The 20,823-nt window shown below is 67.0% G+C and carries 16 protein-coding genes; 6 read left to right on the top strand and 10 right to left on the bottom strand.

What is annotated here, in order from left to right; translation table 11 throughout:
* Window positions 1-24: 24 nt before the first annotated feature.
* The 10 genes from AC2EAL_RS04700 to xdhA form a co-directional block, all read right to left on the bottom strand.
* Window positions 25-1,101 (bottom strand): NAD(P)/FAD-dependent oxidoreductase, encoded by a 1,077-nt coding sequence (locus AC2EAL_RS04700; RefSeq protein WP_484723005.1) that lies wholly within the window; start codon window positions 1,099-1,101, stop codon window positions 25-27.
* 49 nt (window positions 1,102-1,150) lie between these two features.
* Window positions 1,151-2,053: an aldo/keto reductase gene (locus AC2EAL_RS04695; RefSeq protein WP_484723004.1), complete on the bottom strand. Its 903-nt coding sequence runs from the start codon at window positions 2,051-2,053 to the stop codon at window positions 1,151-1,153.
* A gap of 79 nt (window positions 2,054-2,132) precedes the next feature.
* Entirely contained in the window at window positions 2,133-3,221 is a 1,089-nt protein-coding gene (locus AC2EAL_RS04690) for a BMP family ABC transporter substrate-binding protein (protein ID WP_484723003.1), read from the bottom strand.
* Window positions 3,222-3,270: 49 nt separating this feature from the next.
* On the bottom strand, window positions 3,271-4,197 hold the full coding sequence (locus AC2EAL_RS04685; RefSeq protein ID WP_484723002.1) for an ABC transporter permease: 927 nt from the start codon (window positions 4,195-4,197) through the stop codon (window positions 3,271-3,273).
* A gap of 3 nt (window positions 4,198-4,200) precedes the next feature.
* Window positions 4,201-4,479: a hypothetical protein gene (locus AC2EAL_RS04680; protein WP_484723001.1), complete on the bottom strand. Its 279-nt coding sequence runs from the start codon at window positions 4,477-4,479 to the stop codon at window positions 4,201-4,203.
* Complete coding sequence (locus tag AC2EAL_RS04675) at window positions 4,476-5,558, bottom strand: ABC transporter permease (RefSeq protein ID WP_484723000.1); 1,083 nt, start codon at window positions 5,556-5,558, stop codon at window positions 4,476-4,478. Before AC2EAL_RS04675 ends, AC2EAL_RS04680 begins: the two co-directional genes overlap by 4 nt.
* Window positions 5,559-5,629: 71 nt before the next feature.
* Entirely contained in the window at window positions 5,630-7,153 is a 1,524-nt protein-coding gene (locus tag AC2EAL_RS04670) for an ABC transporter ATP-binding protein (protein WP_484722999.1), read from the bottom strand.
* A complete protein-coding gene (xdhC, locus tag AC2EAL_RS04665) occupies window positions 7,150-8,142 on the bottom strand; it encodes a xanthine dehydrogenase accessory protein XdhC (RefSeq protein ID WP_484722998.1) in 993 nt (330 codons plus the stop codon). Before xdhC ends, AC2EAL_RS04670 begins: the two co-directional genes overlap by 4 nt.
* Window positions 8,135-10,429: a xanthine dehydrogenase molybdopterin binding subunit gene (gene xdhB, locus AC2EAL_RS04660; RefSeq protein WP_484722997.1), complete on the bottom strand. Its 2,295-nt coding sequence runs from the start codon at window positions 10,427-10,429 to the stop codon at window positions 8,135-8,137. Before xdhB ends, xdhC begins: the two co-directional genes overlap by 8 nt.
* On the bottom strand, window positions 10,426-11,802 hold the full coding sequence (gene xdhA, locus AC2EAL_RS04655; RefSeq protein WP_484722996.1) for a xanthine dehydrogenase small subunit: 1,377 nt from the start codon (window positions 11,800-11,802) through the stop codon (window positions 10,426-10,428). The genes xdhB and xdhA overlap by 4 nt, the downstream gene beginning before the upstream one ends.
* Before the next feature lie 297 nt (window positions 11,803-12,099).
* Between xdhA and AC2EAL_RS04650 the strand changes: the two genes are divergently transcribed.
* The 6 genes from AC2EAL_RS04650 to AC2EAL_RS04625 all read left to right on the top strand — a co-directional run bounded on the left by AC2EAL_RS04650 (window position 12,100) and on the right by AC2EAL_RS04625 (window position 20,820).
* Window positions 12,100-12,639 carry a DUF2269 family protein gene (locus tag AC2EAL_RS04650; RefSeq protein WP_484722995.1) on the top strand — a complete coding sequence of 180 codons (540 nt, stop codon included), beginning with the start codon at window positions 12,100-12,102 and terminating at the stop codon, window positions 12,637-12,639.
* A 96-nt stretch (window positions 12,640-12,735) separates the two neighbouring features.
* Window positions 12,736-13,350, top strand: a complete 615-nt coding sequence (locus AC2EAL_RS04645) for a glutathione S-transferase family protein (RefSeq protein ID WP_484722994.1) — start codon at window positions 12,736-12,738, stop codon at window positions 13,348-13,350.
* A 106-nt stretch (window positions 13,351-13,456) separates the two neighbouring features.
* Window positions 13,457-16,903, top strand: a complete 3,447-nt coding sequence (gene dnaE / locus AC2EAL_RS04640; protein WP_484722993.1) for a DNA polymerase III subunit alpha — start codon at window positions 13,457-13,459, stop codon at window positions 16,901-16,903.
* A 79-nt stretch (window positions 16,904-16,982) separates the two neighbouring features.
* Complete coding sequence (locus AC2EAL_RS04635) at window positions 16,983-17,714, top strand: heparan-alpha-glucosaminide N-acetyltransferase (protein ID WP_484722992.1); 732 nt, start codon at window positions 16,983-16,985, stop codon at window positions 17,712-17,714.
* A 59-nt stretch (window positions 17,715-17,773) separates the two neighbouring features.
* The gene (pheT, locus tag AC2EAL_RS04630) at window positions 17,774-20,191 is read left to right on the top strand and encodes a phenylalanine--tRNA ligase subunit beta (RefSeq protein WP_484722991.1); all 2,418 of its coding nucleotides are present in this window, start codon (window positions 17,774-17,776) and stop codon (window positions 20,189-20,191) included.
* A gap of 158 nt (window positions 20,192-20,349) precedes the next feature.
* Window positions 20,350-20,820: a DUF411 domain-containing protein gene (locus AC2EAL_RS04625; protein ID WP_484722990.1), complete on the top strand. Its 471-nt coding sequence runs from the start codon at window positions 20,350-20,352 to the stop codon at window positions 20,818-20,820.
* Window positions 20,821-20,823: the final 3 nt, after the last annotated feature.

Below are 20,823 nucleotides of genomic sequence, written 5' to 3'. Positions count from 1 at the left end.
CGGTTCCCTTCGCGTTGACCTGCGTCAACCAAAGCGGCCGGGCGAAAGCGCCGCCACCAGGCCCTTGTCCAACTCGGGCGTCCGCCCCCCGATCAGGTCCGCTGCCAGCCGGCTGGCCGCAGCGCTCGTCTGAAAACCATAGCCGCCCTGGCCCGCCAGCCAGAAGAACCCGGGCTCGCGCGCATCCGGCCCGATCACCAGCACCCGGTCCGGCGCAAAGGTCCTGAGGCCCGCCCAGTTGGAGATCAGCCGCGTCACCGGTTCGGTCACCATCTCCTCGTACCGCGCCAAACCCTCGGCCAGCACCATGTCATCAGCCCATGCGTCATGCGGCTCCATCAGATGTTCCTCGGCAGGCGACACGATCAGCGCCCCCGCGTCTGGCTTGGCGTACCAGTCCTCGCCCGGGCCGAACATCATCGGCCAACGGCTGACATCATGCCCGCCGGGGGCAGGGATACGCGCCATTGACCGCCGATAGGGCGTAAACCCGAGCTGCCTGACCCCCGCCAGAGCCGCCACCTGGTCCACCCAGGCCCCCGCAGCGTTTACGATCATCCGCGCAGTGAACTCCCCCGCTGCCGAGCTTACCCGCCAACCCGAGCCCTCCTTGGCAATCGCGCTGACCCGAGCCTTGGTCAGGATGCGCGCCCCGCGCCCCTTGGCCTCCCGGGCAAAGCCCTGGATCAAGAGGTCGGTATCCACATCCTCGGCATGCGCTGCATAGCCCGCCATCGCCACCACATCCGGGTTCAGGATCGGCACGATCCCCCGCGCCTCGTCCACACTGATCCGGTCGAACTCCATCGCCACCAGATCATGCTCGAAGGCCTCGCCCGCGTCGGCCTTGCCCAGAAGCAGCAGCCCGCGAGGGCTAAGCACCCCCGGCACGCTACGGAAATAGGCCTCGGACGCCATCGACAGCCCCACCACCGCAGGCGCGCCATAGCGCGGCTCGAACAGCGCCGCGGAACGGCCCGAGGCGTGGTGCGCCAGCGCCTCCTCAGCCTCCAGCAGGATGACCGACCCGAGTTCCGACATCCGCGCCGCTGCCGAAACACCCGCGATCCCGCCGCCGACAATCAGAAAATCCGCGTCCATGCCCGCCCCCTGCTTTGCCGCCCCCTCAAACCACTGCCGCCCGCCGGTTTCAACCTTCCTCGTTGCGGTCGGTTGCGGGCGGCGGGGCTGGGACCAGCCCGGCCACGGCGGCATAAAGGTCAGGGTCCAACTGCACGCCCGCAGCCGCCAGCGCCGGCGCCAGTTGCCCCGCATCGCGGGCCGAGACGATGGGCACCACCCGCGCCGGATGGGCCATGACCCAGGCCACCGCCAGCGTCACCGGAGACAGCCCCGCCTCCGCAGCCAGCCGGGCAAAGGCGACATCGGTTCCGGCGGGCACCACCGAATAGCGCCGGGCATAGCGCGCATCCGTGGTCAGCCGCCCGGTGCCGCCCGTGGCGTACTTGCCGCTCAGAAGCCCCCCACCCAGCGGCGAATAACTGTAGATCGCCAGCCCCTGATCCTGCGCCATCGGCAGAAGTTCGACCTCGGCCTGCCGCTTCACCGCCGAATACATCGGCTGGATCGCATCGATCCGCCCGCCCATGCCAGCAGCGATGCCTTGCGCCTTCATCACCTGCCAGGCGGCGAAGTTCGACACGCCCACCCGCTGCGCCAACCCCTCGGCCTTCACCTCCAGAAGCGCCGCTACCGTCTCCTCCAGCGGCGTCGTGGGATCAAAGCGATGCAGATAGAACAGGTCCACCGGCAGCTTGATCCGGTCCAGGCTTTCCGAAAGCTGAGCCCGCAGGTTCGCCCGCCCAGCCCCGCCGAAATAGCCTGCCTTGGTCGCGATCCGCACGCCCGCGACCCCGCGCAACAGGCCCCCCAGCATCCGCTCGGACGCCCCCTCGCCATAGCCGTGCGCCGTGTCGAAATCGCGGACTCCCGCCGCAAGACAGGCCTCGACCATTTCCGCCGCGGCGCGGTCATCGGCTGTCGTTCCGAACTGCATGGCCCCGAAGGCCAGCCCTTGTGTGCCCATGCTCATGTCCGCACCCTGCCACAGCCCCGCCGCATGAAAAAGGCCCGCACGGGGCGGGCCTTTTCCTGTCACGTCGGAAAGCCGATCACTGCGGGATGTCGCCGACAATGCCTTCGACGTAGAAGTTCATCCCCAGCAAGTCCCCGTCCGGCGCTGTCGCGCCTTCAGCCAGCCAGGGGCTGCCGTCTTGCTTGTTGATCGGGCCGGTGAACGGGTGATAGGTCCCCGCCGCGATGGCATCGCGCATCGCTTCTGCTTCGGCCTTCACTTCCGGCGGGACCAGAGCCGTGATCTCGCCGATCTCGACCTCACCGCCGGCGATACCTTCCCACGCATCTGTCTGCGCATAGGTCCCGTCCAGCAGCTGGCCCACGCGCTTCACATAGTAAGGCGCCCAGTTGTCGATGATCGACGACACCCGCGGCCCGTCCTTGTATTCCGCCATGTCCGACGCCTGACCGAAACCGATCACCGCGCCGTTGGTCTTGGCGGCCTCGGCCAGCGGGGCGGTGGAGTCGGTGTGCGACGCGATCACATCCACGCCCTGGTCGATCAGCGCCTTGGCGGCATCGGCTTCCTTGGCAGGGTCGAACCAGGTGAAGGCCCAGACGATGGACAGCTCGACGTTCGGGTTCGCCTTCTTGGCATGCAGGTAATAGCTGTTGATCCCCATGATGACTTCGGGGATCGGGAAGGACGCGATGTAGCCGATCTTGTTCGACTTGGTCATCTTGCCCGCGATATGGCCCTGCACCGCACGGCCCTCATAGAAGCGCGCGTTGTAGGTCGAAACGTTCGGATGCTCGCGTTTGAAGCCCGTGGCATGTTCGAACTTCACGTCCGGAAACTTGGCCGCGACGGCATTGGTCGGGTCCATGTAGCCGAAGGACGTGGTGAAGATGATGTTGCAGCCGCCCAGCGCCATCTGGGTCAGCACCCGCTCGGCGTCCGCACCTTCCGGCACGTTTTCCTGGAACTGGATCTCGACCTTGTCGCCATAGGCCTCCTGCACCGCCAGCGCACCCTGATGGTGCTGGAAGGTCCAGCCGCCGTCGCCAATCGGGCCCACGTAGACAAAGCAGGCCTTCACCTTGTCCATCCCTTGCGCGAACGCCCCGCCCGAGGCCAGCAGAAGCCCCATCGCGGCGGTTGCCAGCAGATTTCTCCGTTTCATACTCATTCTCCCCTTGGTGGCAGGACGTTCGGCCCTGCAGTTATAGGCCTCAACGCGAGGCGTGAAAGTTTTGGCCCAGCGCGGCAGGTGCGCCGTTTGCCTTGCGTCCCGCCGACATGATGACCAGCACAAGGATGGTTATCAGATAGGGGGCCATGGACAAGTACTCGACCGGGATCACCGACCCGGCGACCTGCAGGTTCAGCTGCAAGACGGTGATGCCGCCGAAAAGGTAGGCACCGATCAGCACCCGCCAGGGCTTCCAGCTGGCGAAGACCACGATGGCCAGCGCGATCCACCCCGCCCCTGCCGTGATCCCGTCCACCCATTGCGGCACGCGCGCCAGGCTGACATGGGCCCCGCCCATCCCCGCCATCGCCCCGCCGAAGGCGATGCACATCAGGCGAATGCGGTTGACCTTGTAGCCCAGCGCATGCGCCGCCTCGTGGCTTTCCCCCACCGCCCGGATGATCAGCCCCACGCGGGTCGCCTTCAGCACCCACCAGAGGACTGCTGTCATCGCGATGCTGAAATAGACCACCCAGTCATGCCCAAAAACAATCGGCCCCACCACCGGCAAATCCGCCAGCGCATCCGGCAAAAGCTGCCCCGTCGGAGGCGGCTTGATCCCGTTATACCCCTGCCCGCCCAGGCTGGAGACCCCGAGGCCAAACAGCGTCAACGCCAACCCCGTCGCCACCTGGTTCGCCAGGAACACCTGCGTCAGCAGCGCGAAGATCAAACTCAACGCCGCCCCGCAGACCGCCCCACCGACGAACCCCAGCACCGGGCTCCCGGTCTGCACCGCCACGACGAACCCGCCCAAGGCCCCGATGACCATCATCCCCTCGACGCCGAGGTTCAGCACGCCCGAGCGTTCCACCACCGTCTCCCCCAGCGCCGCCAGCAGGATCGGCACCGCCGAGGCCATGAGCGTCGCGATCAGGATGATCGGATTGATACCGCCAAGGTCCATGTCTCAGCCCCCCGCTGCCAGCAGCAATGCAAAGAAGAGTCCAACCGGCACCCCCAGGAACAAGGCAAGCACCACGCCCAGGGTTCGACCGGCCAACTGGCGCATGGTCAAAGCGTCTTCGCTGGCTGCGTCGTGCTCGCTTGCAATCTTTAGGAAGTAGAGAAGTCCACCGACGATTGGCAGACCAATCGGCCCAAAGAATACGAAGTAGATCGATGATGCCGCGGAAATGCCGACAAGGCCGAGCACGACCCCAATCCAGAAAGTGACGAAGAACCTCACGCCTTCGCCCCCACAGCCAGCCGGAACCGATAGTTCGTCAGCACGTCCACCGCGAGCAGGAAGAACAGAAGCATCCCCTGGAACACCTGGATCGCCGCATCCGGCAGGCCCAGGTTGGTCGAGGCCATCTCGCCCCCCACATAGGTCAGCGCCATCAGGAACCCGGCCAGCACGATCCCCAAGGGGTTCAGCCGCCCGAGGAAGGCCACGATGATCGCCGTGAACCCATACCCCGTGTTGAAGTCGATGCTGATCTGCCCCGCCGGCCCCGTCACCTCAAACAGCCCCGCCAACCCTGCGAGTGCCCCCGAAATCCCCATGCACATCACCACCAGCCGCGCCGGCGACACCCCGTGGAACCGCGCCGCGCGGGGGGCCTGCCCCGCCAGCTTGATCTGGAACCCCGCCTGGTGCCGCGTCAGCAGGATATAGGCCAGCACCGCCGTCACCAGCGCCGCGACCCCACCCCAATGCAGGCCCAAGGGCTCATACAGGAACCCGTTCTGCGCCGCCGGATAGCTGGAGAAATTCCGGCTCCCCGGAAAGCCCATGCCTTCAGGGTTCTTCAGGAAACCCGTGGAGGCCTTTGCCAGGATCGTCTCGGCCACATAGACCAGCATCAGGCTGACCAGGATCTCGTTCGTGTTGAACTTGGTCTTCAGGATCGCCGGGATCATCGCCCAGGCCCAGCCACCAAAGGCCCCCGCGATCACCATCACCGGAAAGATCCACCGGCTTTCCGTCGGGAACACTGCCAGCCCAACTCCGGCGCCGACGATGGCGCCCATGATGTACTGCCCCTCGGCCCCGATGTTCCAGATGCCTGCCCGGAAGCCCAGCGCGAGCCCGATGGCGATCAGGATCAACGGCCCCGCCTTAACCAACAGCTGCCCGCGCAGATAGAAGGCGAACTCGCCGAAGATCGGGTCCCAGAAAATCGTGCGGATCACCTCGAACGGGTTCTTCCCCATCGCCGCAAACAGGATGCCGCCTGCGATCATCGTCAGGATCACCGCGACAGGTGGCGTCGCATACAGCCAGAACCGGCTCGGCGTCGGGCGCTTCTCAAGCCGCAGCATGGGTCACCACCGTTGCACGATCCTTCGGCGAAGGATCGCAAACCGATTTCTCGCCGAAAAATCGTCCCCGCTCACGCATGATGCGCGACCTCCATCCCATGCGCCCCGCCCATCATCAGCCCGATCTCGTCCATCGTCAGCCCTTCCGTGGGCCGCGGCTTCGTGAGCCGCCCCTCGTTCAGCACCGCAAAGCTGTCCGAAACCTCCAGCAGCTCATCCAGGTCCTGCGAAATCACCACCACCGCCGCACCTTCCCCAGCCCGGTCGAGGATGCTCTGCCGGATCGAGGCCGCCGCCGCCGCATCCACCCCCCAGGTCGGCTGGTTGATGACGATCACGCTCGCCCCCTGCATCAGCTCCCTCCCCATCAGGAACTTCTGCAGGTTCCCGCCCGACAGCGCCCGCGCCGCCACATCCGGCCCCGGGGTCCTGACGTCATAGGCCGCAATGATCTCCTCCGCGAAGGCCTTCGTCCCCGCCCAGTCCACGAACCCACGGCGGGTAAGCCCCTTCCGGACCCCCGCCGTCAGGAACGCGTTCTCCACCAAGGACATGTCCGGCGCCGCCGCATGCCCGTACCGATCCTCCGGTGCCGCCACCAACCCGGCGCGCCGCCGCTCCACCGGTCCCCGGTCGCCCACCGGCTGCCCGCCGATCCGCACCTTGTCCGCCGCCGCGCGCAACTCTCCCGAGAGTGCAAGCAGCAACTCGTCTTGCCCGTTCCCCGCGACCCCGGCGATCCCAAGAACCTCTCCCTTCGCCACCGTGAAGGACACACCTTTCAGCGAGGTCCCGAACGGAATGGGCGACGCCACCGACAGGTCCGACACCCCCAGCGCCACCTCCCCCTTCGCCCCCTGCCGCCGCTCCGGCGACTTCAGGCTGGTGCCAACCATCAGCTCCGCCATCTCCCGCGCCGTCCTCTCGCGCGGGGTGCAAGTGGCCACCACGCGTCCCCGCCGCAGGATCGTCGCCTCGTCGCAGAGGCTTTTGATCTCCTCCAGCTTGTGGCTGATGTACAGGATCGCCGTCCCCTCCGCCGACAACTGCCGCAGCGTCTTGAACAGGATCTCCACTTCCTGCGGCGTCAGCACGCTGGTGGGTTCATCCATGATCAACAGCTTCGGGTCCTGCAGCAGACACCGGATGATCTCCACCCGCTGCCGCTCCCCCGCGCTCAAGTCCCCCACCATCCGGCTCGGGTCCAAGGGCAACCCATACTCCTCCGACACCGCCCGGATCTTCGCCGCCAGCTCCCGCATCGGCGGCGGGTTCTCCATCCCCAGCGCCACGTTCTCCGCCACGTTCAGCGCCTCGAACAGGCTGAAGTGCTGGAACACCATCGCCACGCCGAGCCGCCGCGCCTCCGCCGGTTTCGACGGCGTGTAAGCCGCCCCGCGCAAGGTCATCGTCCCCGTGTCGGGCCGCACCAGACCATAGATCATCTTGACCATGGTTGACTTGCCCGCCCCGTTCTCGCCAAGGAGGGCATGGATCTCCCCCTCGCCGATGGAGAACGTGACGTCCGAGTTCGCCACCACCCCCGGATAGGCCTTGGTGATCCCTTCCACCCGCAGAAGTTCCGGCCGCGTCATGCCCGCTTCTCCTTCGCCATCACCTTCGGCGCACGGAGCAATTCCGCCACCACGCCCACCGCAATCGCCTGCGGATGCTTGCCCAGACTTGGATCGCCGATCGGGCACTGAATTCGGCCGATCTGCGTCGCCTCATGCCCCAAGGCACGCAGCCTGGACCGGAACCGCCCCCACTTCGTCGCCGACCCGATCAGCCCCAGACCCCGGAAACCCCGCAGCAAAAGCCGATGACACAGCTCCAGATCCAGCGCATGGCTGAACGTCAGCACCAGATGCTCCGCCCCGACCGGCGCATGATCCGCCACCACCGCCGGATCGCTCGCCGGAACGACAGTGACCCCCTCCGGCACCGTCTCCGGAAACCGCTCAACCCCAACATCGACCCAAGTCACCGCAATCCCCGGCAGCGGAGCCAGCACGCTGACCAACGCCCGCCCCACATGCCCCGCGCCCCAGACCCAGACCTGCCGCTCCGCCTCCAGGACCGGCTCCACCAGCCAGCCCGAAACCAACCCGGGAGAAGGCCGCACCCCCTGCCCCCGCGCCGCCGCCAGCACCCGCTTCACGGCAAGGGGTATCTGCCCCGGACCCCGAGCCACGACCCCTGCCACAGCCTCCGGCACAGCCTCGAAGACCTCAGTCCACAAGGTCACCGCCCCGCCGCAGCACTGTCCCAGCGACGGCCCCAGAGCGACCTTCTCGACGCGCACAGAGGAAGCGGCCTGCTCGCCAACCAGCGCGACAGACTCCCTCTCCCCAATCGGGGGGAGGGTAGGGGAGGGGGGCACCGAGGCCAGCCACTCCCGCGCCTTCGCTGCCGCCTCGAACTCCAAAGCCCCGCCGCCAATAGTCCCCGTCTGCCCATCCGCAAAGACCAGCATCGACGCCCCGACCTCACGCGGAGACGACCCCTCCACGCCGGCGATCACCACCCGGGCTACTCGCCCATGCGCCTGCAAAGCCGCCGCCAATGCCGAAAGGTCAAACACGGCCTTCAACCCTCCGCACCGCCATCAGCACCCGCTCTGCCGTTGCCGGGGCATCCAGCGCCGGATAGACCGACCCGTCGCCACAAGCCGCCACCGCATCCGACAGCGCATAGAGCGCCGAGATCCCCAGCATGAACGGCGGCTCGCCGACCGCTTTCGACTTGCCGACCGCATCCTCGCGGTTGGGTTTCCCCCACAGCGCCACGTTGAACACGTCAGGCCGGTCGGAACAGGCCGGGATCTTGTAGGTCGACGGCGCATGCGTCGCCAACCGCCCCTTCCCGTCCCAGACCAGCTCTTCGGTCGTCAGCCAACCCGCGCCCTGCACATAGGCCCCCTCGACCTGGCCAATATCCAAGGCAGGGTTCAGCGACGTCCCCGTGTCATGCAGCAGATCCGCGCGCAGGATCCGGTTCTCCCCGGTCAAGCGGTCGATCACCACTTCCGTCACCGCCGCGCCATAGGCGAAGTAGAAGAACGGCCGTCCGACCCCCTTCACCCGGTCCCAGATGATCTTCGGCGTGGCATAATACCCCGTCGACGACAGGCTGACGCGAGCCTGATAGGCCCAGGCCACCACCCGCGCCCAGTCATAGACCTCGCCCGCGACCTTCACCGTCCCGTCCACGAACTTCACTGTCGACGGCTTCACCTGATGCTTCTCGGCAATGAACTCCGCCAGCCGCCCGCAGATCGTCTCTGCCGCAGCCTTCGCCGCCATCCCGTTCAGGTCACTGCCCGACGATGCCGCCGTGGCGCTGGTATTCGGCACCTTCCCGGTATCCGTCGCGGTGATCTTCACCATCCCGACGTCGAGGCCAAACACCGAAGCCGTCACCTGCGCCACCTTCTGGAACAGCCCCTGTCCCATCTCGGTCCCGCCGTGGTTCAGCGCCACGCTTCCGTCCTGATACACATGCACCAGCGCCCCCGCCTGGTTCAGCCAGGTGAGCGTGAAGGAAATCCCGAACTTCACCGGCGTCAGCGCGATCCCCCGCTTCAAGACCGGCGACCCCGCGTTCCAGCGCGCAATCTCCGCCTTCCGCGCCCGGTAATCGCTGGTCCGCTCCAGCTCCGCCACCAGCTCATGCCCGATGAAATCCTCCACCGGCATGTGATAGGGCGTGGACTGGACAGGCTTCGATCCCATCGGTCCGTAGAAGTTCAGCTTCCGCACTTCCAGCGGCTCGCGGCCCACCGCGAAGGCCACGTGGTCCAGAACCCGCTCGATCCCGACCATCCCTTGCGGCCCGCCAAAGCCCCGATAGGCGGTCGCACTGCAGGTGTTGGTCTTCAGCCGATGGCTCTCAATCCGGATGTGGGGCAGGTGATAGCAATTGTCCGAATGCAGCATCGCCCGGTCCGCGACCGGCAAGCTCAGGTCCTGAGACCACCCGCAGCGGAACAGGTGCGTGAACTCCAGCCCGAGTATCCGCCCCTGATCATCCACCCCGGCGCGATACTTGATCCGCAGGTCATGCCGCTTCCCCGTGATGACCATGTCGTCATCCCGGTCATAGCGCATCCGGCACGGCCGCCCCGTCGCCTTCGCCGCGACCGCACAGGCAATCGCCAGCGCGTTCCCCTGGCTCTCCTTGCCCCCGAACCCGCCGCCCATCCGCCGCACTTCCACCCGGACCGAGCTCATCGGCAGATGCAGCGCATGCGCCACCTTGTGCTGGATCTCGGTCGGATGCTGGGTCGAGGAATGGATCACCATATCCCCGCCTTCCTGAGGCACCGCCGCCGCAACCTGCCCCTCAAGGTAGAAGTGCTCCTGCCCCCCAACCTCGAACGACCCCTCGACCACGCGAGGGGCCTTCTCGATTGCCCGCGCCGCATCTCCCTTGGCCCAGACCACCGGCCCCTGCTCGAACCGGCTGTTCGCTGCGAGCGCGTCATCCACCGTCAACAGCGCCGGCAACTCGCGGTAAGACACCTTCCCCAGCCGCGCCGCCTTCCGCGCCGCGAGATGGCTCTCCGCCACCACCAGAAAGACCGGCTGCCCGACGTAATGCACCGTCCCCACCGCCAACAGCGGCTCGTCATGCGCCGAGGGCGAGCAATCCGGCATGCCCGGCAAATCCTCTGCCGACAGTACCGCCACCACGCCCGGAGCCGCCTTCACCGCCGACAGATCGATCCCCGTGATCTCGCCATGCGCGACGGTCGACAGTCCAAACGCCAGATGCAGCGCCCCGGCGATGGACAGGTCATCCACATACCGCGCCTGCCCGGTCACATGCAGCGGCGCTGCGTCATGCGGCAGGGCTTTCCCCATGCTCATGGCGCCACCTCCAGCACCGAGACGGGCACGCCATTCAGATCGTGGAAATACCGCCGCAAAAGGTTCTGCGCCGTCAGCATCCGGTAGCCTGCGCTCGCCCGCATATCCGTCAGCGGAGCAAAATCCCCCGCCATCGCCTCCGCCGCCGCATCGACACTGGCCTCGGTCCACGCCTTCCCGACCAGCGCCGCCTCAGCCATGGACGCCCGCTTCGGCACCCCCGCCATGCCCCCGAAGGCGATCCGGGCCTCGCGGACCACGCCACCCTCGACAGTCACATTGAAGCATCCGCAAACCGCCGAGATATCCTGGTCGAACCGCTTGGAAATCTTGTAGCACCGCAAGGTAGGGGCGAACTCCGGGAACGACACTCCCGCCACGAACTCCCCCGGCCGCCGGTCCTGCTTGCGGTACTCCAGGAAGAAATCCTCCAGGGCCATCGACCGCATCTCATCCCCGCGCCGCAAATGCAGCGTCGCGCCCAGCGCGATCAGCGCCGGTGGCCCATCCCCGATGGGAGAGCCATTCGCGATGTTCCCGCCGATCGTCGCCGCATTCCGCACCTGCACGCTGGCATAGCGCCGCAAGAGCTCGCCAAACGACGGCAACCGCTCCGCCACCGCCTCCCGCAGCGCGCTGATCGTGACGCAGGCGCCCACATGCAGCTGCCCGCCCTGGACCTCGATCCCCTTCAGGTCCTCGACGCCGTTCAGGAACGCCACCGGCCGCAGGTCGCGCAGCTGCTTCGTCACCCAAAGCCCCACGTCCGTCGCACCCGCCACCAGCACGGCATCCGGATGCTCCACATACCACTCCGCCAGCGCGTCGGAATCCGAGGGCCGGAACACTCCCGCCTCCCCCGCCGCGAAGCCAGCCACCGTAGCGCGGTCCGCCACCATCCACTCCGGCACCGGCTCAGCCGCCGCCGCCTCCGCCGCCCGGACAATCGGAGCATACCCGGTGCACCGGCACAGGTTCCCCGCCAGCTGATCGTCGTGATCCGTGGCCCCATTCAAATGCGCCACCGCCATCGACACGACGAACCCCGGCGTGCAGAACCCGCACTGCGAACCATGATGCGACACCATCGCCGCCTGCACCGGATGCATCTGACCGTCCGGACCGCCGATCCCCTCCACCGTCCGCACCGCCTTGCCGTGCAGCTGCGGCAGGAACAGGATGCAGGCATTCAGCGCCTTGGACCCCTCCGCATCGGTGACCATCACCGTGCAGGCTCCACAGTCACCCTCGTTGCAGCCTTCCTTGGTGCCCTTCAGCCCGCGCACCTCGCGCAGCCAGTCCAACAGGGTCCGCGTCGGGGCTTCCCCCTCGATGCGAACCGGCGTTCCGTTCAACAGAAACGCTACAGTCATCCGTCAGCCCGCCGCGGTCTCCCCGTTTGGAGCACTTTGCGTGGTCGCCCGATGCGGCGTAAAGCGACCCACGCGCCCCTTCTTCTGATTATCATTCCATCAAGCGCGGCCTGCCGATTCAAGGCAAGAACAAACTTATCGCCAAAAGATGAAGCTGTTTTCAGGATTTGCCGTAAATTCAGGCTTCCACGTCGCTGAATGCCGACGGACGCAGGGGTAAGGCATCCCCTACTCGCATCGTTCCGGCCTGCCGTCTAGACCCAATATCATTCGTACACATACAATGGATTTATCCCCATGGACTTCGCAACCACCCTCAAATTCGCTCACGTTCTCGCCGCCGTCCTCTGGGTCGGCGGCGGTTTTGCCACCATCATCGCGGGCATCGTCCTCGCCGGTCGCGCCACTGCCCAGACCCAGCTTGCCATCGTGCAGGCCGTCGTCCTTCTCGCCCCGCGCCTGTTCATCCCGGCCTCGATCTTCACCTTGGCCAGCGGCGTCACCCTCCTCTTCGTCGCCGGCTGGGGCTGGCAGCCCTTCACCGTCCTGGGCCTTGCGGGCGTGATCTTCACCGCCGGGTTCGGCGCCCTCGTTCTCGGCCCCTCCTGCGAGCGCGCCCTGAAACTGGCCGAGACCCACGGGGCCGAAGCCGCGATCCCCTCGCTCCGCCGCGTCCAGCGCCTGGCGCTGATGGACTACGCCGTGCAGTTCGCCATCGTCTTCATGATGGTGGTGAAACCCTCGTGGAGCGACTTTGCCGTCTTCGGCGGGATCGGCGCGATCATCGCCCTCGCCGCCTTTGCCGCCCTGCGCCCCGTGCACCGCGTTACCATCTAAGGACCCGCAATCGCGCAGCCCGGACCTGCAAAGTTTCGGGCTGCGCCCCCGCGCCGCATCTGACAGGATGATCCTGACCAACAGCGGGACCGGATCATGCTGACCTTCTACTACACCCCCAAGACCTGTGCGCTCGCCACCCACATCGCCCTGATCGACGCCGGGGCCGACTACACGCTCAAACGGATCGACTTCAAATCCGGCGAACAGCGCTCCCCCGAGTTCCTTGCGATCAACCCCAAGGGCCGCGTCCCCGCGCTGGTCACGCAGCAAGGCATCCTGACCGAGACGACCGCGCTCCTCACCTACATCGCCCAGACGCATCCGCAGGCGAACCTTGCCCCCACCGAGCCCTTCGCGCTGGCCCGGCTCCAATCCTTCACCGCCTTCCTTTCGTCCACCCTGCACGTCGCCCACGCCCACGGCCCCCGCGGCAACCGCTGGACCGACGACCCCGCCGCCACCGCCGCGCTGAAAGCCTACGTCCCGACCTCGGTCACCGCCGCCTTCAAGCTGGTCGAGGACACGATGCTGCAAGGCCCCTTCGTGATGGGCGACAGCTACACCATCGCCGACCCCTACCTTTTCACCGTCTCCACCTGGATCGAGGGCGATCAAGTCGACACCACCCAGATCCCCCGTGTCATGGCCCACCGGCAGATGATGTCCGAACGCCCCTCCGTCATCCGCGCGCTGGCCGAGGAAGCCTGACCCTCTGGCGTCTCGTCTGCGACTCCTCGTCGGTGGACCCTGCGAGGAGCGACGAAGTCGACGACGAGCCTTCCCGTCGCCCGCAAACCTGCGCTAGACTCCCCCCATGCCCAGCGCGAACCCCCGTTTCATCCACCTCCGCACCCACACCGAACACTCGCTCCTCGAAGGCGCGGTGCCGGTGAAGAAGCTCGTCGGCCTCTGCACCGCGCAGAACATGCCCGCCGTCGCCGTGACCGACACGAACAACATGTTCGCCGCGCTGGAGTTCTCCGTGACGGCCATGGGCGCTGGCGTCCAGCCCATTGTCGGCTGCCAGATCAGCATCGCCCATGACCCCGCCCAACCCGGTGAAAAGCCCCGCCTTCCCGCGCCCATTGTCCTGCTCGCCCAGACCGAGCAGGGCTACCTGAACCTGATGCGGCTCAACACGCTCCTCTACATCGACGGCGCGATGACCGGGTCCGCCAACCTCCCGCAGGTGACACTCGACGAACTCGCCCAGCACGCCGACGGCCTCATCTGCCTGACCGGCGGCCCCGAGGGTCCCTTGGGCCGCTTCCACGCCACCGGCCAGCAGGCCAAGGCCCGCGCGCTCCTTGAACGCCTCGCGCAGATCTACCCGAACCGCCTCTACGTCGAGCTTCAGCGCCACCCCGGCCCCGGCGGAGCCCTTCCGGAAACCGAAGCGCTGGCCGAACGCGGCGCCATCGACCTGGCTTACGAACTGGGCCTCCCCATCGTCGCCACCAACGACGTCTACTTCCCCAAGACCGAGATGTATGAGGCGCACGACGCCCTGATCTGCATCGCCGAAGGCGCCTATGTCGACCAGCAGCAACCCCGCCGCCGCCTGACCCCGCAGCACTACTTCAAATCCGAAGCCGAGATGGTCGCCCTCTTCGCCGACCTGCCCGAGGCGCTGGAGAACACCATCGAGATCGCCAAACGCTGCGCCTATGCCGCGCAGAAGCGCAAACCCATCCTTCCGAAATTCGCCGATGACGAGGTGCAGGAACTCCGCCGCCAGGCCAACGAAGGACTACAGGCCCGGCTCAAGGTCATCCCCCATTCGGCGACGCCTCAGGAATACCAGGACCGCCTCGATTTCGAGCTGTCGATCATCGAAAACATGGGCTTCCCGGGCTACTTCCTGATCGTGGCCGACTTCATCAAATGGGCCAAGGACCACAACATTCCTGTCGGTCCGGGCCGGGGCTCCGGGGCCGGTTCCCTCGTCGCCTACGCCCTGACGATCACCGACCTTGACCCCCTGCGCTATGCGCTTCTGTTCGAACGCTTCCTGAACCCCGAACGCGTCTCGATGCCGGACTTCGACATCGACTTCTGCATGGACCGCCGGGAAGAGGTCATCGCCTACGTTCAGGACCGCTACGGCCGCGACAAGGTGGCCCAGATCATCACCTTTGGAGCTTTGCTCTCCAAAGCCGCCGTCCGCGACGTTGGCCGTGTGTTGCAGATGCCCTACGGCCAGGTCGACAAGCTGTCCAAGCTGATCCCGCTGGAGGGCGTGAAGCCGGTCAGCATCACCAAGGCACTGGCCGACGAACCCCGCCTGCGCGAGGCCGCCAAGGAAGAGGTCGTCGGCCGCCTCCTCGACTATGCCAAGGAAATCGAGGGCCTCTACCGCAACGCCAGTACCCACGCCGCCGGCGTCGTGATCGGCGACCGCCCGCTCGACCAGCTGGTGCCGCTCTACCGCGACCCCCGGTCCGACATGCCCGCGACCCAGTTCAACATGAAATGGGTCGAAGCCGCGGGCCTGGTGAAGTTCGACTTCCTCGGCCTCAAGACCCTGACCGTCATCCAGAACGCGATGGACCTCCTCAAACTCCGGGGCATCGAGTTCGACATCAACCTGATCCCGCTCGACGACAAGCCCAGCTATGACCTCTACGCCAGCGCGAAAACCGTCGCCGTCTTCCAGGTCGAAAGCTCCGGCATGATGGACGCCCTGCGCCGGATGAAGCCCACCTGCATCGAGGACATCGTCGCCCTCGTCGCGCTCTACCGCCCCGGCCCGATGGAGAACATTCCGACCTATTGCGAGGTCAAGAACAAGGAGCGGCCGCTGGAGTCGATCCACCCGACCATCGACCACATCCTGAAGGAAACCCAGGGGATCATCGTCTACCAGGAACAGGTGATGCAGATCGCCCAGGTCATGGCGGGCTACTCCCTGGGCGGCGCCGACCTTCTCCGCCGCGCCATGGGCAAGAAGATCGCCGAGGAGATGGCGAAGGAACGCCCCAAGTTCATCGAAGGCTGTAAGGCCACCCACAACATCGACGCCAAGAAGGCGGGCGAGGTCTTCGACCTTCTGGAAAAGTTCGCCAACTACGGCTTCAACAAATCCCACGCCGCCGCCTATGCCGTGGTCAGCTACCAGACCGCCTACCTGAAGGCGAACTATCCGGCCGAGTTCATGGCCGCCGTCATGAACTGCGACATCCACCTCACCGACAAGCTGGCGGTGTACAAGCGTGAGGTCGACAAGCTGGGCCTCAAGACCATCGCCCCCTGCGTCAACGCCTCCCTCGCCACCTTCACCGTCCGCGACGGGGCCATCGTCTACGGCCTCGGCGCGCTAAAGAACGTCGGCGTCGACGCCATGCGCCTGATCGTCGAAGCCCGCGGCGACAAACCCTTTACCACCCTCTTCGACTTCGCCCGCCGCGTGGACCTGAAACGCATCGGCAAACGCCCCCTCGAAATGCTGGCCCGCGCCGGGGCCTTCGACCAGCTCGACCCCAACCGCGCCCGCGTCTTCGAAGCCCTAGACCCCCTCGTCGCCTACTCCGCCGCCATCCACGAAGCCGCCGCTTCCGCCCAGAACTCGCTCTTCGGCTCCGCCGGGGCCGACATCCCCGAACCCCGCCTCCCGTTCCGCGACGACTGGCTTCCCACCGAACGCCTGTCCCAGGAACACCAGGCCATCGGCTTCTACCTCTCCGGCCACCCGCTCGACGACTACATGTCCGCCCTCCGCAAAAAGGGCGTCGAGACCCTCGCGCAGGTCACCCAAAAGGCCGAACGCGGCCCCTGCATCGCCAAGCTGGCCGGCAGCGTGTCCTCAAGACAGGAACGCAAATCCGCCAAGGGCAACCGCTTCGCCTTCGTCCAGCTCTCCGACCCCACCGGCCTCTACGAGGTCACCTGCTTCTCCGAGGTGCTGGAGGCCTCGCGCGACTACCTCGACGCCGGGGAAAACGTGGTCCTCACTGTGAAAGCCGAGCTGGAAGGCGACTCCCTCAAACTCCTCGCCCAAAGCATCGCCCCCATCGACACAGTGGCGGCCCAGGCCGGGGCCCCCGACCTCCGCATCCACCTGACGAAGCCCGAGGCCGCGATCTCCCTCGCCTCGCTCCTCGCCCGGGTCGAAGGCCGCAGCCGGGGCAGCATCACGCTCTGCATCACCGATCCCCAGGGGCGTGAGATCGACATCGCGCTCCCCGACAGCTACCCGATCACTCCGCAGGTCAAGGGCGCGATCAAGGCGATGCAGGGCGTGCTGGCCATCGAAGAGCTGTAAGACAAAGTAGGGTGGGCATTCCTGCCCACCCTACGAACCCGGCTTGCAGCCCCCGCCGTTCCGCGCCACGCTCCGGCCCATGTCCACGGCCCCCGACATTCTCCCCCCCAGCCGCCTGACCGGCCTCGACGCCGCGCGGACCCTGGCCGTGGTCTGCATGGTGATCTTCCACTTCACCTTCGACCTCGCGATGTTCGGGCTGATCGACCCCGGCACCATGTCCCAGCCCTTCTGGTACTACTTCGCCCGGATGATCGCCGGGTCATTCCTCTTCCTCTCCGGCATCTCGCTCTGGCTCGCCCACGGCCGCGGCATCCGCTGGCCCGCCTTCTGGAGGCGCTGGGCGATGATCGCCGCTTCTGCCGCCCTCGTCACCGCGGGTTCAATCTGGTTCGTCCCCGGCGGTCCCATCTGGTTCGGCATCCTCCACGCCATGGCCGCCACAGCACTTCTCGGCCTCATCGCCCTGCGCCTGCCCTGGCCCGTCACCCTGGCGCTGGCCGCCGTGATCTTCGCCGCCGCCTGGGGTCCACGCTTCCCCGCCTTCGACCCGATCTGGCTGGTCTGGACCGGCCTCGCCGAGACCCGCCCGATGATGGGCGACTACACCCCCCTCGTCCCCTGGGCCGCCCCCGCCCTCGCCGGACTGGCAACCGCAAAGGCCCTCCGCCTCGACCAATGGCGCGGCACCACGCCCTCCCACCTCACCCACCTTCTCACCTTCCCCGGCCGCCATTCCCTCATCATCTACCTCGTCCACCAGCCCATCCTGATCGGCCTCTTCAACCTCTACTTCCTCGCCACGACCTGAGCCTTCCCCTCGCCCCCGCTTTCCGCTAATCGGAACCCCGAGTTTTGGAGGCCCGCGCGATGAAGTTCACCCTCAACTGGCTGAAGGATCACCTCGACACGACGGCCAGCGTCGATGCCCTGTCCGAGGCGCTGACCGACCTTGGGCTTGAGGTCGAAGGCGTCGAGGACCCGACCGCGCAGCTCGGCCCCTTCCGCATCTGCCGCGTCATCGAGGCCGTCCAGCACCCCAACGCCGACCGCCTCCGCGTCTGCCGCGTTGAAACCTGGCCCGAAGGCCCCGGCGGCCGGGTGGAGGAAGTCCAGGTCGTCTGCGGCGCACCGAACGCCAAGACCGGCCTCGTCGGCGTCTTCGCGCCCCCCGGCACCCATGTCCCCGGCACCGGCGTCGACCTGAAGCCCGGCAACATCCGGGGCGTGGATTCGAACGGGATGCTCTGCTCGGAACGCGAACTCATGCTCTCGGACAACCACGACGGCATCATCGAGCTGCCCTCCGACGCCCCCCTCGGCGTGCGCTACATCGACTGGAAGGGCCTGAACGACCCGGTCATCGAGATCAAGGTCACCCCCAACCGCCCCGACGCCCTTGGCATCCACGGCATCGCCCGCGACCTCGCGGCCCGTGGCCTGGGCAAACTGAAACCCGTGACCGCCACCCCCGTGGCGGGCAAGTTCCCCACGCCCATCGGCATCCACATCGCCCCCGAACTGAAAACCAAAGGCTGCCCCCACTTCGCCGGCCGCCTGATCCGTGGCGTCAAGAACGGCCCCTCGCCCGACTGGATGCAGGCCCGCCTCAAGGCCATCGGCCTCCGCCCCATCTCGGCGCTGGTGGACATCACCAACTACTTCACCTTCGGCCTGAACCGCCCCCTCCACGTCTTCGACGCCGCCAAGGTCAAGGGCGACCTCCACATCCGCCCCGCGAAGGACGGCGAGACGCTGCTGGCGCTCGACGGCAAGACATACACCCTGACCCCCGGCCAAATGGTCATCGCCGACGACCACGGCCCCGAGTCGCTCGCCGGGATCATGGGCGGCGAGGCCTCCGGCTGCACGCCCGAGACGACCGACGCCTTCATTGAGTCTGCCTACTGGGACCCGATCACCATCGCCGCCACCGGCCGCGCGCTGAAGATCAACTCCGACGCCCGCTACCGGTTCGAACGTGGCGTGGACCCGGCCTTCACCCTGCCGGGGCTGGAACTCGCGACGCAAATGATCCTCGACCTCTGCGGCGGTGAGGCCGGGACCGTCGTGCAAGACGGCGCCCCCATCGACCCGACCCGCACCTACCAGCTGAACCCCGCCCGGGTGATCAGCCTCGTCGGCATGGACATCCCCGAAGCCACCCAGCGCGCCACGCTGGAAGCACTCGGCTTCACCCTCAACGGCAACGCCGTCACCCCGCCCACCTGGCGCCCCGACATCCTCGGCGACGCCGACCTGGTCGAGGAAGTCGCCCGCATCGCCAGCCTGACCAAGCTGCAAGGCGCCCCCATGGCCCGCACGCTTCCCGGCGTGCCCAAACCCATCCTGACGCCCCTGCAGGTCCGCGAACGCACCGCCCGCCGCACCATCGCGGCGCTTGGGTACAACGAAGCCGTCACCTACAGCTTCATCGACGCCAAGTCGGCAGCCCTGTTCGGCGGTGGCACCGAAGCCGTCCGCGTCGAAAACCCCATCTCCTCCGAGATGACGCACCTCCGCCCCGACCTTCTCCCCGGCCTCCTGTCAGCCGCCGCCCGCAACCAGGCCCGCGGCTTTATGGACCTGAGCCTGTTCGAAATCGGCCCCGCCTTCCAAGGCGGCGAACCCGGCGACCAGCACCTGCAAGCCGCCGGCCTTCTGGTCGGAGCCGCCGCACAACGTGATCCCCACGGCAGCCGCCGCATGGTCGACGTCTTCGACGCCAAGGCCGATGCCGAGGCCGTCCTGTCAGCCCTCGGCGCGCCCGCCCGTGTCCAGATCACCCGCAAGACCGCCGACTGGTGGCACCCCGGCCGCTCTGGCGTGATGGGCCTCGGCCCCAACACCATCGCCACCTTCGGCGAAGTCCACCCGCGCATCCTCCAGGCCATGGACGTCAAGGGCCCCGCCGTTGCCTTCACCATCCTGATCGCCAACGTCCCTGCGCCCAAGGTGAAAACCCCCACTCGCCCCGCACTCGCCATCAGCGACCTGCAGGCCGTCGACCGCGATTTCGCTTTCGTCGTCGACGCCAAGGTCGAGGCCCTGACCGCCGTCAACGCCGCGCAAGGCGCCGACAAGACCCTGATCGAATCCGTCCGCGTCTTCGACCAGTTCACCGGCGACAAGGCCGAGGCGCAGATGGGGGCGGGCAAGAAATCCATCGCCCTGACCGTCCGCCTGCAACCGCAGGACAAGACCCTGACCGAAGCCGAGATCGAAGCCGTCAGCGCCAAGATCATCGAGAAGGTCACCAAGGCCACCGGCGGCACGCTCCGCGCCTGACGGGCCGCTCATCGCTTGTCTTCGACGCTCTTCGCTGGGGTCCACGCCCAGCGAGGAGCGCATGAAATGCGACGACGAGCGGCGTATCCCCTTCGTGACTGGACCTTGGGCCCCACCCCGCTATCCTGCCCGCCAGGACCTCAGGAAGGACTTGCCCGATGCACACCCTGTCCCGCCGCCACCTCCTCGGCCTTGCCGCCGCCCTTCTGGCCGCCCGCCCCCTCGCGGCCGAAACCCTGCCCAAGGTCCATGTGGTCAAGGACCCGAATTGCGGCTGCTGCGAGGATTGGATCGGCCACATCCGCGACGCGGGCTTCCCCGTCAGCTTCGAGGAAATGGACCCCGGACCCCTGGCCGACCTCAAGGCCAGGCTCGGCCTGCAACCGACCCAGGTCTCCTGCCATACCGCGCAGGTCGAGGGCTATGTGATCGAAGGCCACGTCCCAGCCGCCGACATCCAGCGCCTCCTCACCGAACGCCCCGACGCCATCGGCCTTGCGGTGCCCGGCATGCCCTACGGCTCTCCCGGGATGGGTCCGGAAACCGAACGCGAGGCCTATGAGGTCCTCCTGGTCGCTAAGGACGGCACCGCGAGCGTCTTCAGCCGGTACGAGGCCGCTGCGATCTGATCC

The sequence above is a fragment of the Tabrizicola sp. T74 genome (assembly GCF_057219935.1).
The sequence above is the reverse complement of the archived record's forward strand: the minus strand, read 5'-3'. Positions and strand labels throughout refer to the sequence as shown.